General features: G+C 51.8%; 9 protein-coding genes. 2 read left to right on the top strand and 7 right to left on the bottom strand.

The genetic code is table 11. The features are described from left to right. Positions 1-58: 58 nt before the first annotated feature. The 3 genes from ACKGJP_RS04355 to glcD all read right to left on the bottom strand — a co-directional run bounded on the left by ACKGJP_RS04355 (position 59) and on the right by glcD (position 5,332). Positions 59-1,156: a hypothetical protein gene (locus ACKGJP_RS04355; RefSeq protein WP_409344465.1), complete on the bottom strand. Its 1,098-nt coding sequence runs from the start codon at positions 1,154-1,156 to the stop codon at positions 59-61. A gap of 1,280 nt (positions 1,157-2,436) precedes the next feature. Next, on the bottom strand, positions 2,437-3,780 hold the full coding sequence (locus ACKGJP_RS04350; RefSeq protein WP_409347069.1) for a (Fe-S)-binding protein: 1,344 nt from the start codon (positions 3,778-3,780) through the stop codon (positions 2,437-2,439). Between the two features lie 133 nt (positions 3,781-3,913). After that, positions 3,914-5,332 (bottom strand): glycolate oxidase subunit GlcD, encoded by a 1,419-nt coding sequence (gene glcD, locus ACKGJP_RS04345; protein ID WP_409344464.1) that lies wholly within the window; start codon positions 5,330-5,332, stop codon positions 3,914-3,916. A 312-nt stretch (positions 5,333-5,644) separates the two neighbouring features. Between glcD and ACKGJP_RS04340 the strand changes: the two genes are divergently transcribed. After that, positions 5,645-6,361, top strand: a complete 717-nt coding sequence (locus ACKGJP_RS04340; RefSeq protein ID WP_409344463.1) for a FadR/GntR family transcriptional regulator — start codon at positions 5,645-5,647, stop codon at positions 6,359-6,361. Positions 6,362-6,572: 211 nt separating this feature from the next. On the opposite strand, the gene ACKGJP_RS04335 is transcribed toward ACKGJP_RS04340, so the two are convergent. From ACKGJP_RS04335 to ACKGJP_RS04320, 4 genes are all read right to left on the bottom strand, one after another. Next, positions 6,573-8,807 carry a DUF4838 domain-containing protein gene (locus tag ACKGJP_RS04335; protein WP_409344462.1) on the bottom strand — a complete coding sequence of 745 codons (2,235 nt, stop codon included), beginning with the start codon at positions 8,805-8,807 and terminating at the stop codon, positions 6,573-6,575. An 88-nt stretch (positions 8,808-8,895) separates the two neighbouring features. Continuing rightward, positions 8,896-10,431: an extracellular solute-binding protein gene (locus tag ACKGJP_RS04330; protein ID WP_409344461.1), complete on the bottom strand. Its 1,536-nt coding sequence runs from the start codon at positions 10,429-10,431 to the stop codon at positions 8,896-8,898. A 36-nt stretch (positions 10,432-10,467) separates the two neighbouring features. After that, a complete protein-coding gene (locus ACKGJP_RS04325; RefSeq protein WP_409344460.1) occupies positions 10,468-11,232 on the bottom strand; it encodes a carbohydrate ABC transporter permease in 765 nt (254 codons plus the stop codon). A 213-nt stretch (positions 11,233-11,445) separates the two neighbouring features. Next, entirely contained in the window at positions 11,446-12,363 is a 918-nt protein-coding gene (locus ACKGJP_RS04320; protein WP_409347068.1) for an ABC transporter permease, read from the bottom strand. A gap of 279 nt (positions 12,364-12,642) precedes the next feature. On the opposite strand from ACKGJP_RS04320, the gene ACKGJP_RS04315 reads away from it, so the two are divergent. Next, on the top strand, positions 12,643-14,916 hold the full coding sequence (locus ACKGJP_RS04315) for a helix-turn-helix transcriptional regulator (RefSeq protein WP_409344459.1): 2,274 nt from the start codon (positions 12,643-12,645) through the stop codon (positions 14,914-14,916). Positions 14,917-15,006 lie beyond the last annotated feature (90 nt).

Genomic DNA, 15,006 nt, shown 5'->3' with positions numbered 1-15,006 from the left:
GCCGTTCGAGGCAAGATTAGGTGACGCAAGGGGCTTCTATCGCCTGCCCCCCTTCTTCCTATTCCTCCACGCACTCGCTCAGGAAAGCCGGTTTATAGCCGTTCTCCGTTGCCCACTTGGCGGCCGTCATAAGCTTCTCTTTAAAGTCAGGCTGATGAGCCGCGTAGTCCGAATAAAAATATTGCTCGTGGATCATCAGCTCGATGAATCCCGCTTCATGCGGGTTTTGCCGTATTTGCTCCAGCATCGGTACGATGTCTTCCTTCTCCGTCTTGTCCAGCACCATATCGATCTTGGCAAAAACAAGATCCTCGCTGTGATCCTTCCAGAAATCCCGCTTGTTCAAATGCTCGACGCGGTCTTTATCCAAATAATACGAAACGATAGGCTCCCCGTCGATGAGCCTGAAATAGCCTGCCAACGTGCGGAACCCGAACTTCCGCAAAGCACGGGAGCCTTCCCGCGTCGCCTCTCCCCAGTGAACGGTCGTTACATGGCTAAGCGACTCCTCCCCTGCAAAACGAATGATCTCGCGCGTAACTTGCTCGCAATCCGCCAAAATCACCTCGGGTGCCGTCGCCTTATACGGCTTGTCGGGAAACTCCTGATCGGCATGGAACGTCAGCCGCAGCCAGTGAGCGTTAGCCTGCCACTCTTCCTTGTACTTGTCCGGCATTTGAGAGAGGTCAAAGCCGTCCGTCCGGTAAAAGAGATTTAGGTGAACCTTCGTCCCATACGTATCGTAAAGCTCTTTATAAACGCTCAAATACGGATTATCAAAGATCGATCGATACGTTTCGCTATTCGCCGCAATATCTCGTAAAAACCAAATATTATCGTCAACCGATACCCGATATTTCATCGTAGCGTTTTTCAGCCAATAAACGGTGACCGTCTCGTTATAGCCTGTTTCTTCTTCCGCGACCGCAATCGTGTTCCGGTACCCGTCCAGCTTGATTTCGGCGGTATATTCCCCGTCAGCCCGTTTTGCCGAAATTCCGTTTACCGTAAACCTGCTCCCAGCGGGTCCCGCTAAACGGACCCGGATATGTAACCGCTCATCCCTCCAAACGCCGTCGTACTCGTTCAGCATGTCGCCATCCAAGGGGAACAAAAGTGCTGGGGATACATGAACTTGTTGATGACTTTTACTCATGACGTGGCTCCTTATTTATTAGAATGGGTGGAAGAGTCAAAATTATTTTCCAGACTACCCTCAAGTATACAACACCGCTCAAATTAAATACAAGTACGATACAAGTTTTGTTTATCCACGAACGAAACAGTGAACTTTGCTTCACTATTACTGAACCCAAGTTCACTAACAGTCTCCGCAGACGCTCGCTGCAGACCGATAGTGAATCTAGCTTCACTATTAGTGAACTTAACGGCAAAATAGCGACGTCTGGTTCACTATGCTCAGATAAAGGCTGCTCATACGCCCAAATAGTGAACTTTGCTTCACTATTACTGAACCCAAGTTCACTAAACATCTCCGCAGACGCTCGCTGCAGGCCGATAGTGAATCTAGCTTCACTATTAGTGCAACGAAACGGCAAAATAGCGACGTCTGGTTCACTATCCGCAGATAAAGGCTGCTCGCACGCCCAGATAGTGAAGTTTACTTCACTATTACTGAACCCAAGTTCACTAATCGTCTCCGCAGACGCTCGCTGCAGACCGATAGTGAATCTAGCTTTACTATTAGCGAACGAAACGGGCAAAATAGCGACGTCTGGTTCACTATGCGCAGATAAAGGCTGCTCGCACGCCCAAATAGTGAACTTTGCTTCACTATTACTGAACCCAAGTTCACTAATCGTCTCCGCAGACGCTCGCTGCAGACCGATAGTGAATCTAGCTTCACTATTAGTGCGTGTTTAAAAAGGCCACTTTTTAGAACCGAGAAGGTTGGATGAATCCGAGGAACGAGGACACGGAGCGTAGGCAAAACCTACGTGAGTACCGCAGTTACCGGATGAATGCAAGATTCGATGTCGAATAACCCACAGTTCTCCTTCGTTATCAAAAGGGGGCTTTTTAAACAACCTCTATTAGTGAACTTAACGGCAAAATAGCGACGTCTGGTTCACTATCCGCAGATACAGGCTGTTCATACGCCCAGATAGTGAACTTTGCTTCACTATTACTGAACCCAAGTTCACTAATCGTCTCCGCAGACGCTCGCTGCAGGCCGATAGTGAATCTAGCTTCACTATTAGTGAACGTAACGGCAAAATAGCGACATCTGGTTCACTATCCGCAGATACAGGCTGCTCATACGCCCAAATAGTGAAGTTTGCTTCACTATTACTGAACCCAAGTTCACTAACAACAACCGCAAACGCTTACAACGGAAAAATAGTGGAATTTCCTTCTTCTTTATTAAGTTAAACGAAAGGGACCACCGGCAAAGCCGGACGATCCCTTAACGTTTTATTGTTTGTTGACGCTGCCGTCCTTGCCTTCTCCCGAGATCCTCTCGTACAGGAAGTCTACGATGTGGACGGCCTCCATTTTGCCCGATTGGCCGTGCCGCTCGACGCCCAGCTTCATTTGAAGCAGGCAGCCCGGATTGCTGGTGAGCAGGTAATGCGCATCCGTCTTCTTGACGTGCTCCATCTTGTGGTCGAGAATCTGATTCGCCATCTCCGGCTGCGTCAGGTTGTAAATACCCGCCGAGCCGCAGCAGCGGTCGGATTCTTTCAGCTCGACGAACTCGACGTCGGTTACGCTCTTCATCAGCTGGCGAGGCGCCGTGCTCGACTTCATAACGTTGCGCAGGTGGCACGAATCCTGGTACGTGATGCGCGTCGTTCCGCAGGACGAGCCGTCCTTGCCGCAGGAAGGAGCTTTGGTGCCCGATTGCAGCGCGTTAGCTGCAGCCGCAGCCTCCGCAAACTGCGGAATGCGACCCTTCTCGACGATCAGCTGGCTGACGTCCTTCACGCGCTTGGCGAACCATTCGCCGCCCTCCGCCCATTCCGGATCGTTATGCAGCAGGTGATCGTATTCCACGAGCAATGCGCCGCAGCCGCCGGCATTCGAGGCGATGTAATCGACGCCCGCCTCTTTGAAGGCGCGGACGTTCGAGCGGGCAAGCTCGCGGGCCAAATCCATTTCGCCGCTGTGGGCGTGAAGCGCGCCGCAGCAGTTTTGCGCTTCGGGGATGACGACCTCGAAGCCCGCTTCGGACAGAAGCTTGACGGTATTTACGTTCGTTTGCGTAAAGAGAACGTCCATGATGCAACCGCGGAACATGCCTACGCGGGCGATCGGCGTCCCCTTCGCGGGAACGAAGGTACCCAGCTTCTCGATCACGCCCTTGCTCGAGGCTTCCGGCAGGATCGCTTCCATCTCGCGCATATGAGCCGGGAACAGCTTCATGATGCCTGCTCCGTGCACAAGCCGCTTCACGCCGCTCTTCTGATAGAAGCGCAGGCTCGCGCCCACCCATTGCATCCGGTTTTGATGCGGGAATACGCGTTTGAAGGCGACGTTCCGGGCGATCTTGACCCACCAGCGGTGCGATTCGGTATGATCCTCGATCGCGTCGCGGGCCTGTTCGATCAGCTGGCCGTATTGAACGCCAGCCGGACAAGCCGGCTCGCATGCGCGGCAGCCGAGACAATGGTTCATTTGATCTTCGAACGCTTTATCCGGCGCCATGATGCCGTCGGCGACCGCCTTCATGAGGGCGATACGGCCGCGCGGCGATTCGGGCTCGAAGCCCGTTTCCTTGAAGGTCGGGCATGCCGGCAAACAGAAGCCGCAGCGCATGCAGTTCGTCAATTGCTCGTAATCGAGCGACAGCTTCAGCTTCTGCGCAAGCGGATTATTGGCGAACGGGTCGAGCGTCGGAGTCGGCGCTCCCCCGTGGCCGCCATGTGCGTCATGCTGTTTCAAAGCTTGCTCAGCCACGTTGAATCACCACCCTGCGGCGCGTTTCGCGCGCGAACATTTTGCCCGGATTGAGCAGATTGTCAGGATCGAACGCCTGCTTGATGCCCCGCATGACATCGATGCCCGCCTTGCCTACCTTCCACTCGAGGAACGGCGCTTTGACCAGACCGACTCCATGCTCCCCGGTTATCGTACCGCCCAGCTCGATCGCCGCTTCGAAAATTTCGGCGAACGCTTCCTCGACGCGGTGGATTTCCTCCTGGTCGCGTGCATCCGTCGTTGCCGTCGGGTGCAGATTGCCGTCGCCGGCGTGACCGAACGTACAGATTTGAACATTATATTTTTGTGCGATTCTGTTGATTTCGAGCACCATATCGGCGATCTTGGAGCGAGGCACCGTGGCATCCTCAAGAATCGTCGTCGGGCGCAAACGGGCAAGCGCCGTAAACGCGCTCCGGCGGGCCGTAAGCAGCTTAAGCGCCTCGTCTTGATTTTGTGCGACGCTTACTTGAGCGGCTTTCTCGTCTTCGCAAATCTGCGTAATGAGCGCGATATCGCGTTCGACCGCCGCTTCGTCGGCGCCATCCTGTTCGATCAGCAAGATCGCGGCCATATCGAGCGGAAGCCCCAGCTTGGCGAAATCGTCGACGACGCGGATCGTCGGATTGTCCAAAAATTCGAGCGTAGCCGGAATGATCCGGTTCTCGATAATTTTGGATACCGTGCGGGCAGCCCCGTAAATGTCGTTATACATCGCAAGCATCGTCTTCTTGTACTTCGGAGGCGGAACAAGCTTCAGCGTCGCTTCGGTTACGATCGCCAGCGTCCCTTCGGAGCCTACCAGAAGCTTCGTCAAGTCGTAGCCGGCAACGTCCTTCATCAGCTTGCCGCCTGTGCGAATAATTTCGCCGCTCGCAAGAACCGCCTCCAGGCCGATGACATAGTCCTTGGTCGTCCCGTATTTCAGACCGCGCAGCCCTCCGGAGCATTCCGCAATGTTGCCGCCGATCGTCGAAATCGCCATGCTGCTAGGATCCGGCGGATAGAACAGGCCCAGCTCCTCGACATGCGTGATGAATTCCTTCGTATTCAGTCCAGGCTGCACGACAGCCGTCAAGTTTTCAAGGTCGACCTCCAAAATGCGGTTCATCCGGTGCATCACCATGACGACGCCGCCGTTTACCGGTACCGTCCCGCCGCACAAATTCGTGCCCGAACCGCGGCTTACGATCGGAATGCGGTGCTTCGCAAGCACCTTCACGATTTCCGATACTTCCTGCGTGCTGCTCGGATAGATGACGCCGTCCGGCAGCGTTTGCAGCATCGGCGTTCCATCGTAAGAGTGGGTTACCAGCGTCTCCGTATCGTCTTTATAGTAGTTGTCTCCGACAATGGCGCGCAATTCGCGACGCACGGATTCCTCCAACATATAAACAGCCTCCCCTTCGTTATCCCTGCAAAGTGACCGATTCTCCGAAGCCATTCCGAGTCCGCTGCGAATCCCTCGCTTATCCATTCAAAGCGGATCTTTCTCCGAAAACGTTGCCCGGGCGCTCGATTTGTTTCGTAAAATAAATCAGGTCATCTGATGACTTTTGTTCTATTATATCGTATGCTTAAATGAGTGTATAGAGATTGGACGAAAAAAGGTTCGATTTCCCCCATTACTCGTGTTTTCATACAACCGCATCCTAAGAGGACTTGATAGAGCCATCCTCTAAACCGACTTTGGAGGAAGACGATGAACGTAAATCCATTAAAACCGCCTAAGGGCTATGAGCTTGTCATGGAACATATCAAAAATCAAATCGTGAGCGGCTCGCTGCCGCCCGGAACGAAGCTTTCTTCCGTCGTCGATCTGGCCGTCAGCTACGGCGTAGGCCGCTCTACGATCCGCGAAGCGTTAAGCGCCCTGAAAGCGCTCGGCTGGCTGGATATCCGTCAAGGCGGAGGGACATTCGTTAAGAAGGAGCTGCCCGGGGAAGCTGCGGAAGAGAAGCCGTTCGGAACGCTGTTTCAGCAAACGGATTCGCTTCAGGAAGTGCTTGAAGTCCGGAAGCTGCTCGAATCCGGCTGCGCCTCTCTGGCGGCGGTCAACCGCACCGAGGACGATTTGCAGCAGCTAGGCTCTATTTTAAAGGAAATGTCCACTCTTCTAGACGACGAAGCCGCAAGCGAGCAAGCCGACGTCCGCTTTCATTTGCAGATCGCCAAAGCGACCGGCAATTCGCTGCTCGTACAAATGATGGAGTCGCTCTCCCAGCGCATGCATGCGTCAATGAAAGATTTGCGGCGGCTCTGGTTTTACGCTGAACGCGCTTCTGCCGAACGGCTGCTGGACGAACATCGCAGCGTATTCCAAGCCATATCCGCGCGGGACGGCTCGCTTGCCGGCGAGCGGATGCTCAAGCATTTGCTGAAGGTTGAAAATGTGCTTCGTAAGGCAGAAGAAACATAAAGGAGCTGCCTCGCAATCATCAAATATGATTGCGAGACAGCTCTTTTAATTGGAAGTCTCCAACTGTCCGCTACTAATCTGCGTTGGAAACCATAGAGGAGATGAAGTTGTTTTTGCGATTCGGCTCCGTATCAAAAAACTTGCCTGAAGCATCCGCAATCGCAAGGAGATTGAAGCTTTGCCGCCTTTCAAGAACGGTGTAGGTTCGCTCCTACTCCTGCAGCTCGGTCAGAAGCTTTTCGTAAAGCTCCTTTATCCAGGAGGCGTTCAGCCCGTTATCGTAATATTTGCTGTAATCATAATTGCTTAGCGGAAACTTGGTCTCACTCAGCTTCGCCGCATGCGTTATGCAGGAAGCGAACTCCGACTTGGCCAAAGCCGGCTTATTCTCATGCAGCAGCATCATCGTACGGACCATCCGGTAATAGAACAGCATCATCGTCTGTCCGTAATCGAATCTCATCTCGTCCTCGAGCAGCCTTTGAATAACGGCCGGCGTTCCCGCCTTTAGCAGCGCCGCATCCAGAATCGCTCTGCAATCGGCCAGCTTATTGATGGAATCGACCAAGGAAATACCCGAATCGGAGGTTTCACCGGCGGAATCGTATTTCATGTGCTCCAAGGGAAACAGCGACTCCTCCCGATTTCTGAGCTTCTGCCAAAGAGAATACCGCTCCCCGTCCTTCACCTGGTAATGCTTTACATACTTTACATTGCTAAATGCTTCTTCCAATTGCTCGTAAAACGACTTCATTTCGCATGCCGTTTCTTTATAGCAGTTTGCCAAATACGCATCCATGATTGCGCGTCCATCCGCTTTCACATTCCATAAAAGCGCTGCGTACAAGTAATTATTGAGGGCAAGCATCCCCCACCTTCCACTAGTCATATGCATATAATAAAAATGCCGGGTTCCCGTCTCATGGTAGTAAGGAATATCAGTCGCAATCATTCTGCTCAGGAGAACCGGCAGCGCCGCGAACGTTCTCACACCGTAGTATTCGCCGATGAACATTTCCCCCTGATAACTGCGTTCCGCGTCCAGCGCCCAGCTCCGGTAGTTATGATGCAAGTGCCGGTTCGTCTCTGTACAGCCCTCGTCGGCGAACGTATGGACGTAGCATCTTTCGATCGGGAAGAAGATCGCGAAGCAATTGCGGTAATCGAACGCTTCGGGCAGCGGCTTGTCGGGAGGGGCGAGTGTCTCGTGATAAGCAGGAAATAAAATACGGACGTTTCTCTTCAACACTCCCTCTTCCATCGCCTTGCAGATCTTTTGTCTCAAATGATGAACGGTTGCAATCAAACGGTTTGTGTAGTTGCCGCTGCTGACGCATGTCTCGCAGGAACACCAATTCCCGTTGTCCAGCAGCCAGAAGTTCAGGTCGTCCACATGCCGCAAATCGCCGCCGGCAAGCGCGCGAATGACGTTGCGGGAAAGCTCGTCGGCTGCGCCGGGATGGGTCAGGCAATGATTGTCCCCGGCAAAATACTGCTCCGCCAGCGCCTCCGGGCTGCGGGTATGGCTTCTTTCCCCATCCACTAGCGCAAACCATTCCGGATGGGCCTCCGCATAGGAAAGAGTTCCGTCGCCGTCCGCGTCTCCTTTGTATTCCGGACTGATCGGATAAGGATCCGGCGGCATGTCTTCTTTGCAGGAGGCAAACAAAGGATGCGCATAAGGATATGGACTGCCCGGATCCAAATATTTATACAGCATATCGTGTCCCCCTCCCGCAATGCGGATGCCCCGTTTCTTCAGCGCATGGGGATTGGTTACCGTAAACAGATGCGCATAGTTCATCCGATTACGGGCCATCCAGTTGATAAAATCTATACTCCGGTCGTCGATGAACTCCGAATAGCAGCCTCTTGTTCGAAAGTCCGGCGTTTCCAGACATCGAATCTCGGGCAGAGAGGCTATCCGTTCGGGATATACGGCTCCCGCTTCTCCGGGGGCGTACCACCTGAAGCCGATTCGCTCCAAAAACGCGTAAACGGCATACAAAGCGCCGGTCCTTCCCGCCCCGCACAATACCCAAGCCCTCTCCTCCGCCGATTGCAGCGTCTCGATCAAGAAGGAATCGCCAGCTTCGTCGTTCGTCTGTTCCAAACTGAAGCAGCCGTTCTCTACGAAGTCTTTGATATAAGGATTGGACTGCACCGTTCCGATATAAAAACTTTGTGCGGTCGCGCTGACTCCGGCATTCGCATCTGCACTATCGTTTCCGGATTCCGGTCTGCGATCCGTCGTCTCAAAAATCACGCGCGCGCCTTCACCCAGCGCAATATGTAGATGCCGCTGCAGCTCCACGGCGGCGAAGCATTCGGTACAAGCGGCAGCCCGCTCGTCCCGTTCGTCCCACCAATCCACTTCCCGTTCCGCATCCGCCGCTTCCCGGATCGTGCGGAATGCTCTCTTATTCACATAAATCGTGTAAATCATGTTGGATTCTCCTTTACACCAACCTTTAGCGCCTTTCGTCCAGCAACCGCCCTTCACTCGTTAGCGCCGCTTATCCTGCAGCCGCCGACTACTTCAGGCTCGTTTTCGCCGTACGGTCGTACGCGGCCTTATACAGCTCCGACAGTTTCGGAAGGCCAAGGTTGCTCAGTCCGCTCACGTAATTACTCCAGTTGTCCAGGCTCTGCTCGCCGATAATGAATTTGATCACATTCTCGTCGCGGTATTTATCGACTGCCGCGCCCGTCGTCGAGACGGTTTCCAGATCCTTCTGATTGAAGTCCGGCAAAGAGCGGTAAGGCGCGTCGAATTTACGGGCTTCCACATAAGCATTTTGAAGCTCTTTGGATGCCATCGATAAATAAGCGTCATAATCGATCCATGTGTACGTGCCATTGGTAGCCAGACCGGTTTGCTTGCGAAAGTCGGTCGCATCCTTGAAATCCGGCTTTATTTTTTTGCTGCCGTTCTCGACGATGTAGGTATCCCCTTCTTTCCCCCAGCTGGAAATCGTTCTTCCCTCTTCGCTGTACATGAAGTCGACCGTTCGCATAATATCCTTGATTTTCTTCGATTTGCTCGATACGGTAAGCCCTGAATCGACAACATGCATATAGGCGTTCTGCGGCTTTCCTCCCTGCTTGCCGACCGGCGGAACCATAAAGGCCAGGTTGAAGTCGGGACGGTCTTTTCTCAGCGCGTTGTTGAAAAAGTCGATACGGCCGATATAGTCGATGGTGACGAACGATTGCTCGGCGGACATCATATCCTGCCATTTTTTCGCGTCGACCGTCAGCCAGTCCGGCGGAATGAGGCCTTCCTTGTAAAATTTATTCAAATACTCGAGCATCGTCTTATAATTCGGCTCGGTCGGCCCGTATTTGACGTCCCCGCCTACCTGGTAGAAGCCTTCATTCGTTTGAAATTGTGCAGATAAAGCTTTTAGCAGCAGCAGGTTGTTACCGATCCGGAAGCTGAACGGATAGCTCTTCGGATACAGCTCCTTCAGCTTTTTGAGCACCGTGTAAAGCTCATCGAAGGTAGTAGGCGCTTTCAGATCATGCTTCTTGAAGACATCCTCGCGGTACATCCAAATCATCCGGTTCGCTTCGCCGAACCCTTCATTCGGGAACATGTACATTTTGCCGTCGGCCGCGATTTGCGCTTTCGTGATATCGGGATATTTCTCCATCCATTTTTTAAAATTCGGCATGTCTTCCTTATAGTCCAAAATGTTGACGAGCGCGCCTTGCTGGCCGAATTTATTGGCCTGCGTTTTGCCGTACATGAACATCAGATCGGGCATTTCCCCCGAGGCGATCGTCAAATTAATCGTATCCTCCAGCTTGCCTGAAGGCGTCTGGACATTGAAGGTGGCGCCCGTTTTGTCCTCAAGCAGCTTCCAGACCGGCCAATCCTTGCTGTACGGATAGCTTGGGTGAGAGTCGGTTAACATCGTGAACGTTTTCTTCGTTACCGTCCCGCCTTTATCCGGATTCGGCGAAGCTTGCTCGCCTTCATTCTGTTTGCCGCCGCCGCATCCGGCGATCAGCCCCATAAGCAGCGCAGCCGCCGCGATCGCGTATAACCCCTTTTTCTTTTTCATCGCTATCTCTCCTCTTATCGTATCTTTTGCCAACTTTTATCCTTTAATCGCCCCGACCATGACCCCCTTTACGAAATATTTTTGCAGGAACGGGTACACGGTAAGAATCGGCAGTGTCGCAACCATGATCGTGGCATACTTCAAAGATTCTTCCACGATGACCGAATCGCCTCCTATACTCGTCGCATCTGCGGAATTTAATTGGCCTGCAAGAACGATGTTGCGCAACACGACCTGTAATGGAAACAAATCGGGATCGCGCAAATATAAGAGTGGAAGCGTGAAATTGTTCCACATGGCCACCGCATAGAAAAGTCCAATCGTCGCGAAAATCGCTTTGGAGAGCGGCATTACGATTCGGAAAAAGATGCCTAGTTCGTTTAGGCCGTCCAGCTTCCCGGATTCCTCCAGCTCGATAGGCACTCCGGTATAGAAAGTTCTCATGACCAGCAGGTTCCAGGTGCTTACCGCCGCCGGCAGCACCATCCCCCATAGCGAATCGATCAATCCGTATGATTTGACGACCAGGAACGTCGGGATCATGCCCCCATTAAAAAACATCGTGAAGACGATCATTAACGTGAAGCTTTTAAAGAACGGCATCTCTTTCTTGGACAGCGCATAGGCGCCGAGCGAAGTGATAAGCAGCGATATGGCCGTCCCGACAACCGCATACAGCAGCGTATTGCCGTAACCCGTCAGCATACGGGGGTCGCGCAAAACGAACTTGTACATATCCAGATTTAAGCCTTTCGGAAAAAACGTGATCTCGCCTTTCATTACATAAATATCTTTACTCAACGAAACCGCCGCCATATAGACGAAGGGATAAAGGGTCGCCAAGACCACACCAAGCAAAACGGCAATATTAACGCATGTAAATAAGGATAACCGGCTCCGCCAACCTGACCGTTTTCGAAGAAATCGGCGTCGGGGTCCGCTATGAGACCGATCTGTCGGCGAGTCACAAGTTTGCCGGGATTGTAAATGACGTTTCATATAGACCTGCCCCCTTTACCATAAGCTCGTTTCCGAAAGTTTCCGGCTCACGTAGTTCGTTGAAACGATGAACACGAGGCTGACTAGACCGGTGAACACATCGATCGCCGAAGCATAGCTGAAATTCCCTTGCATGAGTCCGACCCTGTAGACATAGGTGCTTAAAATGTCCGCCGTCTCGTAGGTAGCGGGATTGTATAGAAGAAATACTTTTTCGAAGCCGATCTCGATCACTTTGCCGACGTTCAGAATAAGCAGGATGACGATCGCCGGAGCGATTCCCGGCAGTGTAATATGCCACAGCTTTCGCAGCCGCGAGGCGCCGTCAATTTCGGAAGCTTCGTACAGCATCGGATCGATCGAAGTCAGAGCCGCCAAATAAAGAATCGTTTCCCAACCGATATGCTGCCATATTTCCGAAAGTACGTACACGGACCGAAACATGTCAGGCATAAGTAAAAAGTTGATTTTGGCAAATCCTAGCGACTCGATGACGTTGTTCACGACGCCTCCGGATGGAGACAGAAACATCACGATCATACTGGAGATGACCACATTCGAAATAAAATGCGGCAAATAGCTAACCGTTTGCACAAAACGTTTGAACGCCATGTTTTTCAGCTCGTTCAGCAGCAGTGCAAGAATGATCGGCGCCGGAAAGCCAAAAACGAGCTTATACAGTCCTAACAAAAACGTGTTTCTTAACAAGGTAATGAAGTCGGGGTTGTTGAAAAACATCTCGTAATATTTAAAACCGACCCACTCGCTCCCCATTACGCCTATGAACGGATTATAGTTTTTGAAGGATACGACGATCCCGAACATCGGCACGTACTTGAACAAGATATAATACAACAAACACGGCATAAACATCGCGATCAAATATTTATGTTTGGCTATTTCTTTCCATAACGTCCTTCGGGTTTCCGTCATGAGCGGCGCTCTTGCCGCTTGCTGCGCAACGTTCTCCTGCATACGATTTCCCTGTCTCCTCTTCGAATCGGGCTGCGATCCTTTGTCTTGTAGTCCATATGTTACTCGCCTTAGCGCTCATCACAATACTCAGCATTCCATAAAGCTATCCGAAAACCGAAACAGCTAAAGATCGGATAACTATCGCAAAAACGGCTAGCGCGCAAACCGCCCGAAATATGCTATTTTAATGTGTATACTCGCCATTGCCACCAGAATAGACAAAAGGGGATGAGCACCGTGCAGCTTCGGCGAACGTGGAGAAGACATACGAACGGCACCTTGTTTATTAAATTGATGACAAGCTTCATGGTTATCGTGCTCATGCTGGTCTCATTCAACTTTCTATCCAACGCCTTTTTTCTCAATAACGTTCAGAGTGAAATCGTAAATACGAGCCAGGCCAATTTGAACACGACCGTGAACGATTACGAGAACCATCTGAAATCCGTACGAAAATTCGGGATGAGCTTATTCGTGAACGAAAGCGCGAAGCTGCTGAACAGCTCGGCCGACGGCCCGGTCAACTACGGCCTGCTCTACCAACTGCGCAACGAGCTTCAGGTGACATTGGCCGAATCATATTTAATGATCCATAATATTTTTTATTTGCTGTCCGGCAACTCGCTCGTCGTTGAAAAAGAAGGAACGCGTTCGTTCGATGAAATGTTCGTCAATTATTATGGAAACGCCGTCTACACGAATGATTATTGGCTTCGCGAATTCACCCGGCCCTACAGCTTTAAGCCGCTGCCGGAAGCCGAGTTTTACATGCGCTCCTTCGGCGAACAAGTCAGCAGAGGCCGCTTCATTCCCGTCTTGGTCAAAAACCAGTTCAACCCGCAATTTTCGTTGATCGTGCTGCTGGACAGCGCGAACATGTTCGCATCCTTCTATCAGCCGGCGCGAGAAGGACGCCTGTTTATTTTCGATGCTAACGGACAAACCATTTTCGCTTCCGATCCGGCATCCGTCTCCCTCCCGCCATCCTTGCTGTCATCGGGCCAGAAGACAAGCTATAAGAAGCAAGGCAACGACTACTACTACGTTCAGAAAGGCGAAGACACCGGCTTTACGTATGTCAGCATCATTCCAGCAGCGCATATCGAATCGAAAATTGCGAGGCTAAACTGGATATTGGCCGCTTTCCTGCTGTTGTCCGTCGCGCTTAGCCTGGCGGCGTCGTTCTTTTTCACGTCCCGTCTGAACAACCCGATTCGTAAAATATTGGCATCCATCCAGCAGCATCACGCTTCCATGCCGACCGACAGCCGCATCAAGGAATTCGATTTCATAAGCGGAAAGCTGAAAGATATCGCGGAAGCGAACCGGGACATCCGGCAGGACTTGAGCGAGAAAAACTCGCTGCTCAAACATTACGCGTATATCAATCACTTAAAAAAAATTCACACCCATACGCGCGATATAGGCATGCGGATGGATGTCGAGAAGCCGTTTGTTCTGATCGGCTTTCATTTAATCGTACGAGTCGGCAATCTGAAGCAAATCGACATTGACGCACAGAAAGCTTCATATTTAATAAGGGAGCTTATTCATACGCATATTTCCCAATCGTTCGACGACTCCTTGACGTTTCAAGTCGAGCCGAATTTGATTCTTACACTCCTTTTTCCGGGAGAAAACGATTCGGCGGTGATCGAAGTACAATTGCATCAGCTGAAAAAAATAATCGATATGGACCAGCGCTACTGTCTGGTTACGATTGCGGCCAGCCCGCGCCAAACGGATCCGGCTGCTTTCAACGAAACCTATGAGTGTTTAGTAAAGCTTTTGAAACTAAGGAAATTGGGGGAGGAGGTTCAGCTCATACCTTATACGACGTCTATTTCGGGAGAGGCGACCGATGAATGGGAAAGGGGCGAGCTGCAAACGCTGCAAACTCATTTGGAGGCTGGAAACAAAGATGAATTATTAAGAATAGGCAGACGGATGCTTGCCGCGCTCGACAAAGCAGGGGTTCCGCTCCAGCATGCCGTTCAAGCAGTCAAAAGCTACGTCCAGCATCTGCTTAAACCGTTCAGCCCGGCCGAACGGGAACGCATTCTTGAGACGGCAACGGCGGAGAAGCCTGAAGACTGTTTCACGAGCGAATCGTTCAACCGGTATGTGGAGCATGTCGTGACGGCGGCCTGCGCCGCAAATTGCGGCAAAAAGGAGCAAACGGACCCTATATGCGACTATGTGCTGACCTTTATCGGCAATCGTTACGGAGACGATATTTCGCTCGACATCATCTCCGATCAGCTCAAAATATCGCCGTCTTACCTCTCCACTTACTTCAAAGACAAAATGGGAATCAACTTCAGCGACTATGTGCAGAGCTATCGGATGAAAAAAGCGGCCGAACTGCTGGAGACGACGGATTTGAAGGTGCACGAGATTGCGCAGCGCGTAGGCTACCACAGCGTTAACTCCTTCATCCGCAACTTCAAAAAGTTTACGGGGTACCCACCGGGCGAATATCGCAGAAAGCGGTGCGAACCGTCGGTCTGAGCCGCTCCCTTTTCGTCTATCGTAAACTAGCCAAAAAAAGCACTTCCGATTCAATATCGGAAATGCTTTTTTATGCGGCGGTATAGTTAC

The organism is Paenibacillus litoralis (genome assembly GCF_046244365.1).
Lineage (GTDB): Bacteria > Bacillota > Bacilli > Paenibacillales > NBRC-103111 > Paenibacillus_V.
The sequence above is the reverse complement of the archived record's forward strand: the minus strand, read 5'-3'. Positions and strand labels throughout refer to the sequence as shown.